Annotated in this window: 16 protein-coding genes; 11 read left to right on the plus strand and 5 right to left on the minus strand. The window is 63.2% G+C overall.

The genetic code is table 11. From position 1 onward, the window contains the following. Positions 1-140 precede the first annotated feature (140 nt). On the plus strand, positions 141-533 hold the full coding sequence (locus IYX23_RS06780) for an SH3 domain-containing protein (RefSeq protein WP_196394707.1): 393 nt from the start codon (positions 141-143) through the stop codon (positions 531-533). Positions 534-542: 9 nt separating this feature from the next. Here the strand turns inward: IYX23_RS06780 and IYX23_RS20475 are convergent, their stop codons facing one another. Further along, positions 543-2792: a lytic transglycosylase domain-containing protein gene (locus IYX23_RS20475; RefSeq protein ID WP_196394706.1), complete on the minus strand. Its 2250-nt coding sequence runs from the start codon at positions 2790-2792 to the stop codon at positions 543-545. A 237-nt stretch (positions 2793-3029) separates the two neighbouring features. Between IYX23_RS20475 and dapA the strand changes: the two genes are divergently transcribed. Both dapA and smpB read left to right on the plus strand, forming a co-directional pair. Next, on the plus strand, positions 3030-3923 hold the full coding sequence (dapA, locus tag IYX23_RS06790; RefSeq protein WP_196394705.1) for a 4-hydroxy-tetrahydrodipicolinate synthase: 894 nt from the start codon (positions 3030-3032) through the stop codon (positions 3921-3923). Positions 3924-3972: 49 nt separating this feature from the next. Then, the gene (gene smpB, locus IYX23_RS06795; RefSeq protein WP_196394704.1) at positions 3973-4449 is read left to right on the plus strand and encodes an SsrA-binding protein SmpB; all 477 of its coding nucleotides are present in this window, start codon (positions 3973-3975) and stop codon (positions 4447-4449) included. A gap of 71 nt (positions 4450-4520) precedes the next feature. Here smpB and IYX23_RS06800 read toward each other — a convergent pair whose 3' ends face one another. Beyond that, positions 4521-5132 (minus strand): NYN domain-containing protein, encoded by a 612-nt coding sequence (locus IYX23_RS06800; RefSeq protein ID WP_196394703.1) that lies wholly within the window; start codon positions 5130-5132, stop codon positions 4521-4523. A 387-nt stretch (positions 5133-5519) separates the two neighbouring features. On the opposite strand from IYX23_RS06800, the gene rpoZ reads away from it, so the two are divergent. Then, positions 5520-5906: a DNA-directed RNA polymerase subunit omega gene (gene rpoZ, locus IYX23_RS06805; RefSeq protein WP_196394702.1), complete on the plus strand. Its 387-nt coding sequence runs from the start codon at positions 5520-5522 to the stop codon at positions 5904-5906. Between the two features lie 248 nt (positions 5907-6154). Next, on the plus strand, positions 6155-8365 hold the full coding sequence (locus tag IYX23_RS06810; RefSeq protein ID WP_196394701.1) for a bifunctional (p)ppGpp synthetase/guanosine-3',5'-bis(diphosphate) 3'-pyrophosphohydrolase: 2211 nt from the start codon (positions 6155-6157) through the stop codon (positions 8363-8365). Between the two features lie 9 nt (positions 8366-8374). Here the strand turns inward: IYX23_RS06810 and IYX23_RS06815 are convergent, their stop codons facing one another. Together IYX23_RS06815 and IYX23_RS06820 are read right to left on the minus strand one after the other, a co-directional pair. Further along, complete coding sequence (locus IYX23_RS06815; protein ID WP_196394700.1) at positions 8375-9178, minus strand: hypothetical protein; 804 nt, start codon at positions 9176-9178, stop codon at positions 8375-8377. A 57-nt stretch (positions 9179-9235) separates the two neighbouring features. After that, on the minus strand, positions 9236-10117 hold the full coding sequence (locus IYX23_RS06820; protein WP_196394699.1) for an AraC family transcriptional regulator: 882 nt from the start codon (positions 10115-10117) through the stop codon (positions 9236-9238). A gap of 113 nt (positions 10118-10230) precedes the next feature. Between IYX23_RS06820 and IYX23_RS06825 the strand changes: the two genes are divergently transcribed. The 6 genes from IYX23_RS06825 to recO all read left to right on the plus strand — a co-directional run bounded on the left by IYX23_RS06825 (position 10231) and on the right by recO (position 14668). Then, positions 10231-10986 (plus strand): pyridoxine 5'-phosphate synthase, encoded by a 756-nt coding sequence (locus tag IYX23_RS06825; protein ID WP_196394698.1) that lies wholly within the window; start codon positions 10231-10233, stop codon positions 10984-10986. A gap of 251 nt (positions 10987-11237) precedes the next feature. Next, positions 11238-12008 (plus strand): signal peptidase I, encoded by a 771-nt coding sequence (gene lepB / locus IYX23_RS06830; RefSeq protein ID WP_196394778.1) that lies wholly within the window; start codon positions 11238-11240, stop codon positions 12006-12008. Between the two features lie 19 nt (positions 12009-12027). Then, positions 12028-12735, plus strand: coding sequence for a ribonuclease III (gene rnc / locus IYX23_RS06835; RefSeq protein ID WP_124739016.1), 708 nt, complete (start codon positions 12028-12030; stop codon positions 12733-12735). Then, on the plus strand, positions 12732-13658 hold the full coding sequence (era, locus tag IYX23_RS06840; protein ID WP_196394697.1) for a GTPase Era: 927 nt from the start codon (positions 12732-12734) through the stop codon (positions 13656-13658). The genes rnc and era overlap by 4 nt, the downstream gene beginning before the upstream one ends. A 64-nt stretch (positions 13659-13722) precedes the next feature. Further along, positions 13723-13929 (plus strand): DUF1737 domain-containing protein, encoded by a 207-nt coding sequence (locus IYX23_RS06845; protein WP_026223201.1) that lies wholly within the window; start codon positions 13723-13725, stop codon positions 13927-13929. Positions 13930-13936: 7 nt separating this feature from the next. Continuing rightward, entirely contained in the window at positions 13937-14668 is a 732-nt protein-coding gene (gene recO, locus IYX23_RS06850; RefSeq protein ID WP_196394696.1) for a DNA repair protein RecO, read from the plus strand. A 45-nt stretch (positions 14669-14713) separates the two neighbouring features. Here recO and IYX23_RS06855 read toward each other — a convergent pair whose 3' ends face one another. Beyond that, a complete protein-coding gene (locus tag IYX23_RS06855) occupies positions 14714-15013 on the minus strand; it encodes a hypothetical protein (RefSeq protein WP_196394695.1) in 300 nt (99 codons plus the stop codon). Positions 15014-15078: the final 65 nt, after the last annotated feature.

Raw genomic sequence — 15078 nt, forward strand, 5'->3', positions numbered from 1 at the left:
CGCTGCGCCGACGATTCGTCCATGCCGCTGTCCCACGCGTTTGTTTAGCCGACGCCATTTGGAGCCGGCGGGAATATCTTTTAGGCTAGGTTCTGCGTCTGGGGCTTGCGCTTGCGCACATCAAAACCAGGGAAGTCAGCATGCGTCGGTCGCTATTCGCCTTTGTTCTTTTTGGCGCGCTCTCCTGCGCTCAGCAGGCGGCGGCGATAAAGCTGACGCTGGCCTATCCGGCGGTGCTGCGCGCAGGTCCAGAGGAGAATTACGCGGCGATCACGACCGCGCCGGCGGGGACGGAGATCAGAATCCTGCGCGACGATCCAAGCTGGACGCGCATCGCCATCGACAAGAGGCGTTTTTTCGTCGCGACTCTGGAGCTTGTGTTCATGTCGTCTAGGGTCACCCAGACGTCCGGCTGCGATTTCGGCTATCCTTATTCAGGCAGCACGCAATATTTTGCCGAGCCGCTGACGGAGCTGCGCCACAGCTGGCCGCTGGGCGCGCTGCTTGGCTATCACAACCGATTTCCCTGCTAAGGCGTCAGATCACAGGGTGTCGCCGGCGCGCGCCAGTTCGACCTGCGGCGACCGCGTCTTGGTGTCCTCGAACTTCGCGCGATAGACGACGAAATTCTCCATCACCCGCTGCACGTAATTGCGCGTTTCAGTGATCGGAATCCGCTCGACCCAGTCGATTGGATCGACATTGGGCTTGCGCGGGTCGCCATAGGCGTCGATCCACTGTTTCACCCGCCCGCCGCCGGCGTTATAGGCGGCGAAGGTAAGGAGATAGGCGCCCCGATATTCGCCCAGCAGAATGCCGAGATGCGCCGCGCCGAGCTGAGCGTTGAAGGGCGGATCGTTGAGCATCCGCGACATGTCGAAGCTGACGCCGCGCATGGAGGCGGTATGCCGCGCCGTGGAGGCGATCATCTGCATCAATCCCATGGCGCCGGCGGATGAAACAGCCTTGGGATCGAAGGCGCTTTCCTGGCGTGCGACGGCGAAGACGATCGAGCGCGACGCCGAGCCTGGAAGGGCGTTGAAATCGGGAACGCCATAGGCGGGGAACGCGACGTCGTCGAGCGCGATGCCCCTGTAGGAGGCGGCCTTGCCGTAAATGAGCGAGAGTTTTGCGTCGCCCTGGCGCGCAACGACCTCTCCGAGCGCCGCGACCTGCGTCTCGTCCTGTAAATATTTCGCGCTATCGAGCGCAAGCGGCGCCGCGACGTCCTTCTCGCCCACGGCGAACAGCAGCTCCGCAACGCGAACCGCTTCGTCCCGACCGTCGCCGGAGGCGGCTGTCGGCGGCTGGCGGAGCGGGCGCTCTTGGGCGCCGAGGCGGGAATTGGCGAGTTGCCCGTAGAACGTCGTCGAATGCGCAGCCGCCTGGAGATAGAAATTGCGCGCTTTAGAGTCGTCTTCGGCTTGCATGGCTTCCGCCGCGCGCCCCAACCAATAGTAAGCGCGGGACTTTTGCAGCGGAGTCTCGGCGGCGTCAGCGAGCCGCGTGAAATGGCGCTCGGCCTTGACCGGCTCGTTCAAGAACCGCAGCGCAATCCAACCGGCGTTGAATTCGGCGTCGACCTTGTTGCTGGTCTTTGCGGCGGCGTGATCCGCGCAAAGCGTATAAGCGGTCTGCGGATCGCCCTGGTCGAGGAGCTTGCGAGCGACGATGCGCCGCTCCTCCCACCAGGCGTCGCCGTCGACGACCTGCTCGATTTCGCGCGGCGCCTTGCGCAGCAGCGCGCCCGCTTCAACGAATTTCTTGTCCTTGCGCAGTTTGTGCACGCGTCCGTAAAGCAATCCGGGATCGTTCTGCACAGACGCCGGCAAAGCGGCCGCCAGCTTTTCGACGCCGGAAATGCGCGCGCGGGCGAGCAGCGTGACATCCTTGCCGGCAAGCTCGGCGCTTCGCAAAGCGAGCGTATTCTTTCCGGCGTAGAGCAGACGATCGGCGCGGAACTTGTGATCGGCCGGCGTCAGGAACTCGCCGAGCTCCTTGTTGAAGATCGTATCGAACCCCTGTCCGATATCGTCATTGCGCCAAGCGTCGCGCGCCAGCGCCGCCGCCGATTCGAAATCTCCCTCGCGCGCGATCGCCCGCGCCAGGGCATATTTGCCAAAGCCGGTGAGCGGCTTGTTCTCCGCGAACCAGGCCAGCACGGTCTTGTCGGCGTGACGCTCGGCGACGAGCGCCTGCTCGCCGCGACGGCGCAACCAGTCGCCGGCGGGCCAATTCGGGTGGGCCGAAAGGAATTCGGCGATACGCCTGAACCCGGCTTCGCGGGAATGCAGCCGAAGGCCGGTCCATCGGGCCGCGTCCGCAAGCGGCGCATGGAGCCGCGACGCGGCGTCGTCGCCTTGGGCGAAATCTCCGGACCTGTATGCGGCGATCGCCTGGGTGAAAACCTCCGCGTCGTCTCCCAGCAGGGCGGCGGCGGGATCAGCGGCCACCTCGCCGTTAAGCCAGTCCTGCGCAGGGGCATTGGCGACGACCGGCGAGAGCGCGCCTTCATCGGCGGCAAAGAGCGAGTTTTCCAGGGGATGCGCCGCCTCGTCGTCAGCGCGTTTGCGCTCGACGAACTCGCGCACGGTCTCCTGCAAGGTGCCGACCCGCGAGCGCCAGGCGCCAAGACTGAAGGGAATCGACGGCGTCCAGCGTGAGGCGGTTTTGCGTTTCGCCTCGCCGTCGCCAAGACGGTCGAGGCCCGTGAAAGCGGGCGCCGCGATCACGAGGGCGGCGATGCCGACCGTCAGTTTGAACCGCGTCGCGACGCGTCGAGGCAACATCATCAGCGCGTTTCCCTACTGGTGTGAAAAAGCTGCGCTCATTTGGTTTACGAAGAGTCAACTTCGCGCGACGGCTGTCTTCGACCTCTCGTCGTCTCCCATTATGGCGTGGGGCCTTATAGCACAGTGTCGGGCTTTGTGGCGTGGGGCTTTCCTCGACGCAGCCCAACGGCTATGAAGGGCATTCAATCTTAGCGACGCGATTACGGCGGCTCTGAGGCGTAGGGAAAGCATTGATTTATGAGCGTAAAGCCGATTTTTCATGGGTCGATGACGGCCCTGGTCACGCCGTTTTCCCATGGAGAGGTCGATTATGACGCACTACGCGCGCTGATTGATTGGCAGATTGAAAATGGAACGCACGGCCTCGTGCCCGTCGGCACGACGGGCGAGAGCCCGACGCTGAGCCATGAGGAGCATGGGCGCGTCATCACCGAGACGATCCGCGCCGCGCGAGGGCGCGTGCCGGTCGTCGCCGGCGCGGGCTCGAACAATACTCGCGAGGCGATCGCCATCGCCGGCCATGCAGAGCGCGCGGGCGCCGATGGGCTCCTCATCGTCACGCCTTATTACAATAAGCCCAACCAGGAAGGGCTTTATCTGCACTTCAAGGCGATCAACGACGCCGTCTCGATTCCCATCATCATCTACAATATCCCGCCGCGCTCGGTCATCGATATGAGCGTCGAGACCATGAAGCGCTGCGCCGAGTTGAGGAATGTCGTCGGCGTGAAGGACGCCACGGGCAACATCGGCCGCATTTCGCTTCAACGCGCGGCGATGGGCCCGGATTTCATCCAGCTTTCGGGCGACGATCTCACGGCCCTCGCCTGCATGGCGGCGGGCGCGCATGGGTGCATCTCGGTCGTCGCCAACATCGCGCCGCGGCTTTGCGCCGATCTGCAGAACGCCTGTCTTGCCGGCGATTACGCCAAGGCGCTGGAGATTCAGGACAAGCTGACGCCGCTGCATGTCGCGACCTTTGTTGAGGCCGGCGTCACGGGCGCGAAATACGGGCTGTCGCTTCTGGGCAAGGCTGAAGAAGAGGTGCGTCTTCCTCTGGTGCCGTGCACGCAACCGACGAAGGATCGCATACGCGCGGCGATGATCCACGCCGGCGTGCTCCCCGCCTAAGGCGCCAGATGCGCGTCTCTCCTTCATCGAGACGCTTTGAGGAAAATCAGTGGCCGCAAAGCCGGATCCGAATTTCAAGGTCGTCGCGGACAACCGCAAGGCGCGCTACAATTATGAAATCGGCGAAATTTTCGAAGCTGGACTGGCGCTGACGGGCACTGAGGTGAAGTCGCTGCGCACGGGCAAAGCGACAATCGCGGAAAGCTACGCCCATGTCGATCGCCAAGGCGAGGCATGGCTCGTCAACGCCAACATTCCCGAATATCTCGCCGGCAACCGGTTCAACCATCCGCCGAAGCGGCCGCGCAAACTGCTGCTCAAGTCGCGGGAGCTCGCCAAGCTCTCGCAGGCTATCGAGCGCGAAGGCATGACGATCGTGCCGCTGAAGCTCTATTTCAACGCCAAGGGCAGGGCCAAGCTGCAAATCGCCCTGGGAAAGGGCAAGAAGCTGCACGATAAACGTGAAGTCGAAAAAAAGCGCGACTGGAGCCGCGAAAAAGGTCGGTTGTTGCGCGCGCGCGGCTGACCCGACTTACAAAAATTCGGCGCCCCGATATCGAGACGCCGAACCTTAGGATTTCCGTCTGGACCTTTCGGTCACTCGCCGTCTTCTTCTTCGGCGTGAGCCGCTTGTGGCGCGGGACGAGGGCGCTCCTGATACCGCTGCATGCGCTCGGCGCGTTCGCCCGGATCTCGGCCGATCTTGCCCACAAGATGGATAAGGTCGATGAATTCGTCGGCTTGGCGACGCAATTCGTCAGCGATCATCGGCGGCTGGGTGGTGATCGTCGAAATGACCGAAACCCGGACGCCGCGCCGCTGCACGGCCTCGACCAGCGACCGGAAGTCGCCGTCGCCGGAGAACAGGACCATGTGGTCGATATGCCCGGCCATCTCCATGGCGTCGACAGCCAGCTCGATGTCCATATTGCCTTTGACTTTGCGGCGCCCGAGCGAATCGACGAACTCCTTCGTCGGCTTGGTCACGACTGCATAACCGTTGTAATCCAGCCAATCGATCAGAGGACGGATCGACGAATACTCTTGATCCTCGATCAGAGCAGTGTAGTAGAACGCGCGGATCAGGCGGCCCTTGCCCTGGAATTCGCGGAGCAAGCGCTTATAATCAATATCGAATCCAAGCGATTTCGCGGTCGCGTACAAGTTCGCGCCGTCAATGAACAACGCAGTTCGTTCGATATCTGCCATCTTAGTCTCGCGGTCGGGTTAAGGTGTTAAACGCGGGCGGCGCCGGCTAACGCCGTCAAACCCGCAGTACGGCGTTTCGCTCAATCTCAATGTTCGGCGCCTAAATTACAATTAGCGATTGCGCCGTTCTCGCTGCATTCGCCGGCTATTCAGAGCCATCTTTGAAAAGCGCCGCACGCGTCTCTAGCAAATACATCGCCTCTCCATGTCACAGCGTCAAGAGGAACTCCGTTTTTTTACGGGGCGATGATTGGGCATTTTCTAGAAAAAATTGGCTCAGCAGCGTCAAAAAAAAACGGCCGCGCGTCTAGAGCTAAGAGATTATTGCCTAATTTTCCTAATTGGCGTATCAGCGCTACTCCCGAACCGAATGGAGCTTGACAGCAGATGGCGCGCGTTACTGTCGAAGATTGCGTCGACAAGATCGAAAATCGCTTCGACCTTGTCCTTCTCGCGGCGCATCGGGCGCGAAACATCTCGTCTGGTCAGCCGATCCTCGTCGATCGCGACCGCGACAAAAATCCCGTGGTCGCCCTGCGCGAGATCGCTGAATCGGCGCTCGCGCCGGAAGACCTTTCCGAGGATTTCATCCACTCGCTGCAGCATCACGTCGAAGTCGACGAGCCGGAGGCCGAAGCGGCGCCGGCCTTGACCCCTGCGGTCCCCGGCGAACTCGAAGGCGAGGGCCAGTTCGACCGGATGACGGAAGAAGACCTGCTGCGTGGACTCGAAGGGCTTGTGCCGCCCGCAGAGGTCGAGGACGAAGCGGAGTAGGTTCGCCCGATCCCCGCTGGCGGGGCGTTCACGACGCGCTCCGCCGCGACCTCTCCTGCCGACCCGCGCCTTGGCGCCTCGTCGCCGTTGGTCATGGTTGTTTGTCATGGTCGTTGGTCATGGCGGCCGGCCTGCGCTATTCTCGCCGACACACTCGCCGCTCCGGCGCCGCTCGCTTGCCTTTTGCGTGGAATTTACGCTTGGGCGGCGGCCGGGTCGGCGCATAACCGGTCATTGGCGCCACGCGCATGATGCGTCAGTATGAGCTTGTCGAACGCGTGCGGAAGTATAACCCGCGCGTCGATGAGGATTTGCTAAACCGGGCCTATGTCTACGCGATGAAGGCGCACGGGGCGCAAACCCGCGCCTCCGGCGACCCTTATTTTTCCCACCCGCTCGAAGTCGCCGCGATCCTCACCGATCTGAAGCTCGACGACGCGACGATCGTCGCGGCCGTTCTGCACGATACGCTCGAAGACACCGACGCCACGCGCGAAGAGATCGACCGGCTGTTTGGCGAACAGATCGGCAAACTCGTCGAGGGCCTGACCAAGATCGAAAAACTCGATCTCGTCACCAAGCAGGCGCGGCAGGGCGAGAACTTCCGCAAATTGCTGCTCGCCGTCGCCGAAGACGTGCGTGTGCTGCTCGTCAAGCTCGCCGACCGCCTGCACAATATGCGCACGCTGCATTTCGTCCCGCAGGAAAAGCGCGCGCGCATCGCTCAGGAGACGCTCGACATCTACGCGCCGCTCGCCGGCCGCATGGGCATGCAGCGCCTGCGCGAGGAGCTCGAGGGCCTCGCCTTTCGGCATTTGATGCCGGAAGCGCATCAGACCATCGAGCAGCGGCTGCACGATCTACGCGCGAAGAACGGACGCATCATCAAGCGCATCGAGGACGAGCTCACCAAGGAGTTCGAGGCGCGCGGCATCACCGCGGCGGTCACCGGACGGCAGAAGACGACCTTTTCGGTGTGGCGCAAGATGGAGCGCAAGTCGATCTCCTTCGAGCAATTGTCCGACATCTTCGGCTTTCGGATCATCGTCGGGGCGGTGGAGGATTGCTATCGCGCGCTCGGCGTCGTGCATACCAAGTGGCCCAACGTCCCCGGCCGCTTCAAGGATTACATCTCGACGCCGAAACAGAACGACTATCGTTCGATCCATACGACGGTGATCGGTCCTGGCCACCAGCGCGTCGAACTTCAGATTCGCACCGCCGAAATGCATGAGATCGCGCGCTTCGGCATCGCCGCGCATGCGCTCTACAAGGACGCGGTCGGCGCGCATGGCCGCGAGCAGCTCGCCAAGGAAAGCCGCGCCTTCCGCTGGCTGCAGGAAACGCTCGATCTCCTCGCGCATGGCGACAATCCCGAGGAGTTTCTCGAGCACACGCGGCTCGAACTCTTTCAAGATCAGGTGTTCTGCTTCACGCCGAAGGGCGGATTGATCGCGCTGCCGCGCGGCGCGACGCCGATCGATTTCGCCTACGCCGTACACACGAAGCTCGGCGATTCAGCCGTTGGCGCGAAGATCAACGGACGCGTCGGCCCGGTGTTGTCGCAGCTGAAAAACGGCGACGAGGTCGAGATCATCCGCGCCGAGGGGCATGTTCCCCCGGCCGCCTGGGAGGGCGCGGTGGCGACCGGCAAGGCGCGCGCCGCGATCCGACGCGCGACGCGCGACGCGGTGCGCCAGCAATATGCCGGGCTCGGCCGCCAGATCGTTGAACGCGCCTTCGAGCGCGCCGGGCGCGTGTGGAGCGAAGAGAAACTGAAGGCGGCGCTGACCAGGCTCGCGCGGCCGTCGGTTGAAGACGCGCTCGCCGCCGTCGGCCGCGGCGAAATCTATTCGGGCGACGTCGTCAAGGCGGTCTATCCGGATTTCAGCGAAGAGCGCAAAGCCGGGCCCGCCGCCATCCGACCCGGCGAGCCGGGTTGGTTCGGCGTCAAGGCGAACGCCAATGTCGTCTTCAAGGCGCCCGGCGCGAAAGACGAAGGCGGCGGCGCGATTCCGATTCGCGGGCTGCGCGGCGACGCGCCGGTGCGTTTCGCGCCCGACGGCGGCGCCGTGCCGGGCGACCGCATCGTCGGCATTTTCACGCCCGGCGAAGGCATCACCATCTATCCGATCCAGTCGCCGTCGCTCACCGCCTTCGACGACCAGCCCGAACGCTGGCTCGACGTGCGCTGGGATATCGAAGCTGGTTCTTCGGCGCTGTTTCCCGTTCGCATCGTCGTGACCGCGATCAATGAGCCGGGCTCGCTCGGCGCGCTGGCGACGCTCATCGGCGAGACCGGCGCCAATATCGACAACATCAGCTTCAAGGCGCATTCGCCGGATTTCCGCGAAATGACCTTCGATCTTGAAGTCGCCGATCTGAAACATCTGAACGGCGTCGTCACGCGGCTGCGCGCGAGCGCTTTGGTGAGCAAGGTCGAAAGGATGATTGGGTGAGGCGTGCGGCTACCGCGTGATAGCCGACGGCGGTTGCTCGTCTTCCTCCATCCCGCGAAGAACCGCCGAAATCGTCATTGTAACGGCTGCGCCTCCGATGAGAGAGGCCGTCCATAGCGCCAAAGTGGCGCCAGATCCGATGATAGCAAGCAAGAAGCTAGTGAATACCAACGCAGAACTCGTCATAATTAACATAAGACGCCGGATAAGGCGCGCCATCGACATGATCAGGATCGGCCGATCAACCGTCGGTTTCCGTTTGAAGGCGGCGCGTAAGACTGGTCCGGCGATAGCGCCGGCAATGATCGTGAAACCAATGCTCATGCCGATGCGGTGCGCGAGCGCCAAATTTCCCCAGATCGATTCTAAGAAGTCGGCTTTCCGCCAGCGCCAACCCCAGCTCTCATTGTCGTTTCCGTAAAACTCCCAGTTTAGATCGTGGTCAGCATTGTCGATCGCCGGGACCACCGCGCCGATGCGGAATGTCGAGGGATCGAGTTCGAGGACAGCGCCTTCAGCGGGATCGAACACGCGACATCGGGTGTTTAGACATGAGAGGGCCATGCTTGGCGACGGCGGGCTGCGCGCGATCATCCGCCCCTCTTCATCCAATGCGAGGACCCGAATAGGGTCTACCCAGAAGATGCCGTCGCCATGCACCAGGCGTAGTTCGCCCGATTTTCCGCTGGGAAGCGTGATTTTTTCCGCTTTCGAGAAATACGGAGAATGAGCCAGCGCCGAATTGGCGCTGGTCACGAAGGCCATCAAGACCGCGACGAAAATAGCGCGCGAAGGCATGAAGCCGAAACTCATAAATTAGGGCCTCGAATATTGCGATGCCGACGAATTGTTGGCAAGGCAATCAGAGCCCTATTTGAGCGGCAGATAGATCTCGGTCAAATGGCGATGTTCGGGCGTATCGTGATCAAGGTTCAGATAGTGAAAATAGACCGGGAAATCCCGTAATTCCTCTCCCGATTGCGGCAGCCAATCCCGATAGAGCGCGTAAACGCTCTCATCGATCCGGTCGCGAGAACCGGCATGGATCGTCATGGCGCAGCGGCCGCCCGGGATCGTCTTCGTGACGACGCCCTGTTCATTGGCGGGAACCGGCGCCGGCGCCGAGCCGCAAATGTCGAAGCGGAACTCCTCGGGCGGCGTCGTGTTGGGGTCGTTATAAGGCACGCCGTAGGTTTCGCATTGCCTGATCGGAGAAAGCCCGGACGATTTTCGCCAGGCGATGAAGCGCTGCACTGAATCGTTGAGCAGCGCCGGCGCGCCGCGATGTTCGAGCGCCGCGACCAATACGGGTTCGACGTCGATGATCTTTACGTCCATGTCTTTCGTCCTTTCACTGGGTGGGAGGCTTATTCGAGATCGCGCGCTCCATGACGTCCAATCCGGCTTCTTGCGAAACGCGCTGGGCGTCTGGCCGAACGCGGCTTTGAAGGCGCGGGAAAAGGATTCTGGATTCTCGAATCCCGAATCCAACGCGACGTCGATGATCGGCGCGGTCGGATTAAACGCCAGTCGATAAGAGGCTCTCTTGAGCCTCATGAATTGGATGTAGCGTGAGAGGCTAATCCCGCAGTTCTGGGAAAATTGCCGATGGAAGTGGAATTTTGAAAAGTTCGCGACGTCGCTCAGCACGTCGATGGTAAGTTCTTCGTCGAGATGCTTGTCGATGTAATCCAGCACGCGATTGATGCGTCGCGCATAGTCAGGTTCCTTTCGTCTTGTCCTGGTCTCCATTTTTGCATCGTAGCAATCGCGACGGCCGGCTTCCTGACTGAAATTGCTCTTTGCGCCGCCGCGCCAGCCGCGCGCCCAATGACAAACCGTCCGCCCGCGCGCTATAGAGCGCAATGACTTCGCCGCCCCTCCGCCTCGGCGTTAACGTCGATCATGTCGCCACCGTCCGCAACGCGCGCGGCGGTCCGCGGCCCGACCCCGTTCGCGCGGCGCTGCTCGCCATCGAGGCCGGCGCCGACGGCGTCACCGCGCATCTGCGGGAAGACCGCCGTCACATCAATGACGCGGACATGGCGCGGCTGAAGGCGGCGATTTCGAAGCCGCTCAATTTCGAGATGGCGGCGACCGAGCAGATGCTCGACATCGCCGTCGCGACGGCGCCGCACGCCGTCTGTCTCGTGCCGGAAAAGCGCACCGAGCGCACGACCGAGGGCGGCCTCGACGTCGTCGGCCAGCACGACTACCTCTTGCCTTACGTCGATCAGCTGACGCGGGAAGGCGTGCGCGTGTCGCTGTTCATCGAGCCGTCGACAGAGGCGATTGACGCCGCCGTTTCGGTCAAGGCGCCGGTCGTCGAGCTCCATACGGGCGCCTGGTGCCACGCCGTCGAGGTCGGGGATATGGGCCGGGCCGAGGCGGAATTCGCGCGGGTCGCCGAAGCCGCCGCCTATGGCGCCGCCCTCGGCCTCGAAATTCACGCCGGCCACGGCCTCGATTATGAAACGGCGCGCCGCGTGAGCGCCTTGCCGCAGATCGTCGAACTCAACATCGGCCATTTTCTCGTCGGCGAGGCGATATTCGTCGGGCTCGCGGAGGCGATCCGGCGGATGCGGGAGGCGATGGAGCAGGGCCGGGCGCAAGCCTTCTAGGGCCAAGGCGCGGCGCGGCCGGCGGAGCGCAAGCGCAGGCGCGGCGTTAGCGTTAATCCCGATCGGGCGGAGACGCGCCGGCTGAGCGCGCTAAGGTGGCGGGCGGTCATCCATTTGACGCCGGCCCGGGGCTATTCTTTGGCTCGGGCGAAGGTTCTCATGGAAGCTTTAGCGTGTTAAGCCGGGCGGCCGGGCGGGCCGACGCCGCCCCAATGCATGAGGAGTGAGTCGGCTTGAGCAGGAACGTTCCGGTGGCTGAAAAACGCGAAGAGGGCGGGGTTCTCGAAACCATCAAGGTCATCCTTCAGGCGCTGGCGATCGCGCTTGTCATTCGCACGCTGCTCTTTCAGCCGTTCAATATTCCTTCGGGCTCGATGATCCCGACGCTGCTGATCGGCGATTACGTTTTCGTGTCGAAATACGCCTATGGCTATTCGAATTACTCGATGCCGTTCGGCCCCGACATCTTCTCCGGCCGCATTCTGGCGTCGCCCCCCAACCGCGGCGACGTCATCGTCTTCAAGCTGCCGCGGGACAATGAGACCGACTATATCAAGCGGGTCATCGGCCTTCCCGGCGACCGCATCCAGGTCATCGACGGCCGGCTCTATATCAACGGCGTCATCGTGCCCCGCACGCCGCTCGAAAAGGAAGTGACGGAGAACCGCGAAGGCCGCGAAGTCCCCGTGACGACGTACCAGGAGACGCTCCCCGGCAACGGCGATCATCCCGCGGTCGAACATACGATCATCGAAATCGAGGGCGATCACGGCATCAACGACAACACCGATCTGTTCGTGGTGCCGCCCGATCACTATTTCATGATGGGTGATAATCGCGACAACTCCACCGATTCGCGCATCGCGCCAGAGCTTGGCGGCGTCGGTTTCGTGCCCTTCGTCAATCTCGTGGGCCGCGCCGAGATCATCTTCTTCTCGGTCAGGAAGGACGAATCGGCGCTCGCCTTCTGGCGCTGGCCTTGGTCCGTGCGTTGGGACCGGCTGTTCCGGCCCGTTCATTGATCGGACGCACAGGCGTGACATGACGCGCAGCCGCGACGCGGGGCTCGCTGATCTACAAGCGCGTATCGGACATGACTTCGCCGATCCGGCGCTGCTCGGCCGCGCGCTGACGCATGTCAGCGCGTCCCCGGCCCGGCGCGATTCTTACGAGCGGCTGGAGTTTTTAGGCGACCGCGTGCTCGGCCTCGCCGTGGCGCACATGCTCTATGACGCCTTTCCAAACGAGAGCGAAGGCGAGCTGTCGCGCCGCCTCGCGGCGCTGGTGCGCAAGGAAACCTGCGCCGAGGTGGCCGAAGTCTGGGGCGTTGGCGCCGCGATGCGGCTCGGCGAGGGCGAGGCCCAGACCGGCGGACGCGGCAAACGCGCCTTGCTCGGCGACATTTGCGAAGCGATCATCGGCGCCGCCTTTCTCGACGGGGGCGCCGCTGCGGCCGAACATATCGTTCGCAAGGCGTTCAGCGACCGTATGGCGGCGAGCGGCCAGGATTTGCGCGACGCGAAGACCGCCTTGCAGGAATGGGCTCAGGCGCGCGGCCTCGCCACGCCCCGCTACCGGCTCGTCGCCCGCAGCGGACCGGACCACGCGCCCTTCTTCGAGGTCGTCGTGGAGGTGCAGGGATTTGCGGCGGCGCCCGGATCGGGCGCCTCGAAACGGGTCGCGGAACAGGCCGCTGCGGCGGCATTTCTGGCCCGCGAGGACGCGGCCACAGGGAAGGGCGATACATGAGCGGCGACGACGAATTGGCGCGAGAAGATACGCGCTGCGGCTTCGCGGCGCTGGTCGGCGCGCCCAACGCCGGCAAGTCGACGCTGCTTAATCAACTTGTCGGCGCCAAGGTCTCGATCGTCTCGCGCAAGGCGCAGACGACGCGGGCGCTTATTCGCGGCATCGCCATCGAGGGCGCGGCGCAGATCATCCTCGTCGACACGCCGGGCATCTTCAAGCCCAAGCGGCGGCTCGATCGCGCCATGGTGGCGAGCGCGCTCTCCGGCGCCGCCGACGCCGACGTGATTGCGCTGCTCATCGACTCCCGCAAGGGGATCGACGAAGAAGTGGACGCGATACTGACGCAGCTTCAGCACGCCAAGGCGCCCAAGCTCCTCGTCCTGAACAAGATCGATCTCATTCCCCGCGAAAGGCTGCTGGCGCTGGCGCAAACGCTCAACGCGCGCGAAAAATTCGACGAAACGTTCATGATCTCGGCGCTGAAAGGCGACGGCGTCGGCGATCTGCGCAAAGCGCTCGCGCAGCGCATGGGGCCATCGCCCTGGCTCTATCCCGAGGATCAGCTCTCGGACGCGCCACTGCGGCTGCTCGCCTCGGAAATCACCCGCGAGCAGATCTATGAGCGGCTGCACGACGAATTGCCTTATCAGTCGACGGTCGAGACCGACTCCTGGACCAATCAGAAGGACGGCTCGGCGCGCATCGAGCAGACGATTTTTGTCGCGCGCGACAGCCAGAAAAAGATCGTCATCGGCGAAGGCGGCCGCACCATCAAGGCCATCGGTCAGGCGGCGCGCCGGGAGATCGCCGAGGCCGCCGAACAGCCGGTGCATCTCTTCCTGTTCGTGAAGGTCCGGGAAAATTGGGCCGACGACCCGGAGCGCTATCGCGAGATGCGCCTCGATTTTCCCAAGGGGAAATAATATCGGCCAAGGTCAGGTGATTCGCGCGGCGCTGGAGAATTGAATGTCGAACGAACGCAAGGCGATGACCGCCTATCGTTTTCTCACCGGGCCCGACGACGCGGCGTTTTGCCATCGCGTCACGGAAGCGTTGAGCCTCGGCTGGCGACTCCACGGATCGCCGTCGCTCACCTTCGACCCGACGCAAAACCGGGTGATTTGCGGCCAGGCTTTGATCAAGGATGTCGAAGGCTTAGATTACAGGCCGGATATGAAGCTTTCCGAAGTGTGAGCCTGATATGGAATGGCGCGACGACGCTCTTATTCTCGGCGCGCGTCGGCATGGCGAAACTTCCGTCATCCTCGAGGTGATGACGCGTGGACACGGCCGCCATCTTGGTCTCGTGCGCGGCGGTCGCTCGCGCCGGCTCCGTCCGATTCTGCAGCCCGGCAATCTCGTCGCGGCGCAGTGGCGGGCGCGTCTTGAGGATCATCTCGGCGCCTTGACGGTCGAGCCGCTCGTCGCCCGCGCCGCCTATTTCCTCGACCGCGCCGCGGCGCTCCATGGCGTCGTCTCGCTCTGCGCGTTGCTGCGTCTGCTGCCGGAGCGCGACCCCCATGAGGAATTGTTCGAAATGGCCGACGCCATTGCGGCGTTGTTCGGCGACATTCGCGGCGCCGAAGGCGCCGCGACGATGTTGGCGCGATTCGAACTTGCGCTGCTCGGCGCGCTCGGCTTCGGGCTCGATCTCAACGCCTGCGCGCTGACCGGCGCGAGGGACGATCTCGCCTATGTGTCGCCGAAATCGGGCCGCGCGGTGAGCCGCGCCGCCGGCGCGCCGTGGCGCGACAAACTCCTGCCCTATCCCGACTTTCTTCAGCATGAGAGCATTGTGGCGGAGCAGGCCGATCTCATCGCCGCGTTCCGATTGACCGGATATTTCCTGACGCGCGACGTGCTCAAGCCGCGCGGCGTCGCGCTGCCGGCGGCGCGCGAACTTTACGTTGGCGCTCTTTTGCGCGTGGTGTGAGAGAGCGAAAAACGCAGCGGCGTAGATGAGTCGTCGGCGGATCGGTTAGCGGCGCTTGTCGCCGCAAATATAACGCGATTCATGGCTGCTGACGCCGTAGCCCTGATCGATGTCGACGAGCACCTCGCGGCAGATCGCCTGCATGTCTTCGTCAGCGTCGCGCGCCTGAAGCGCGCGGTCCCGCGCGGCGACCGTCGGACCGGAGACCGTCGATCTATCCAAGGCGAAGGAGGCGGAGGTGACAAGCAGCGCCGAGATGAGCGCCAAAAACAGTTTCTTCATGGACGCCATGTTTTGAAAGCCGCGGAAAACCGGCGAAAATTCGACCGCGCCGATCCGCGCCATCGCTTGGCAGCCTTCTAAAGGACGAAACGCGTCGCCCGCAAGACCTTATTTGTTACAATGCCGCA

The organism is Methylocystis sp. L43 (assembly GCF_015709525.1).
GTDB lineage: Bacteria > Pseudomonadota > Alphaproteobacteria > Rhizobiales > Beijerinckiaceae > Methylocystis.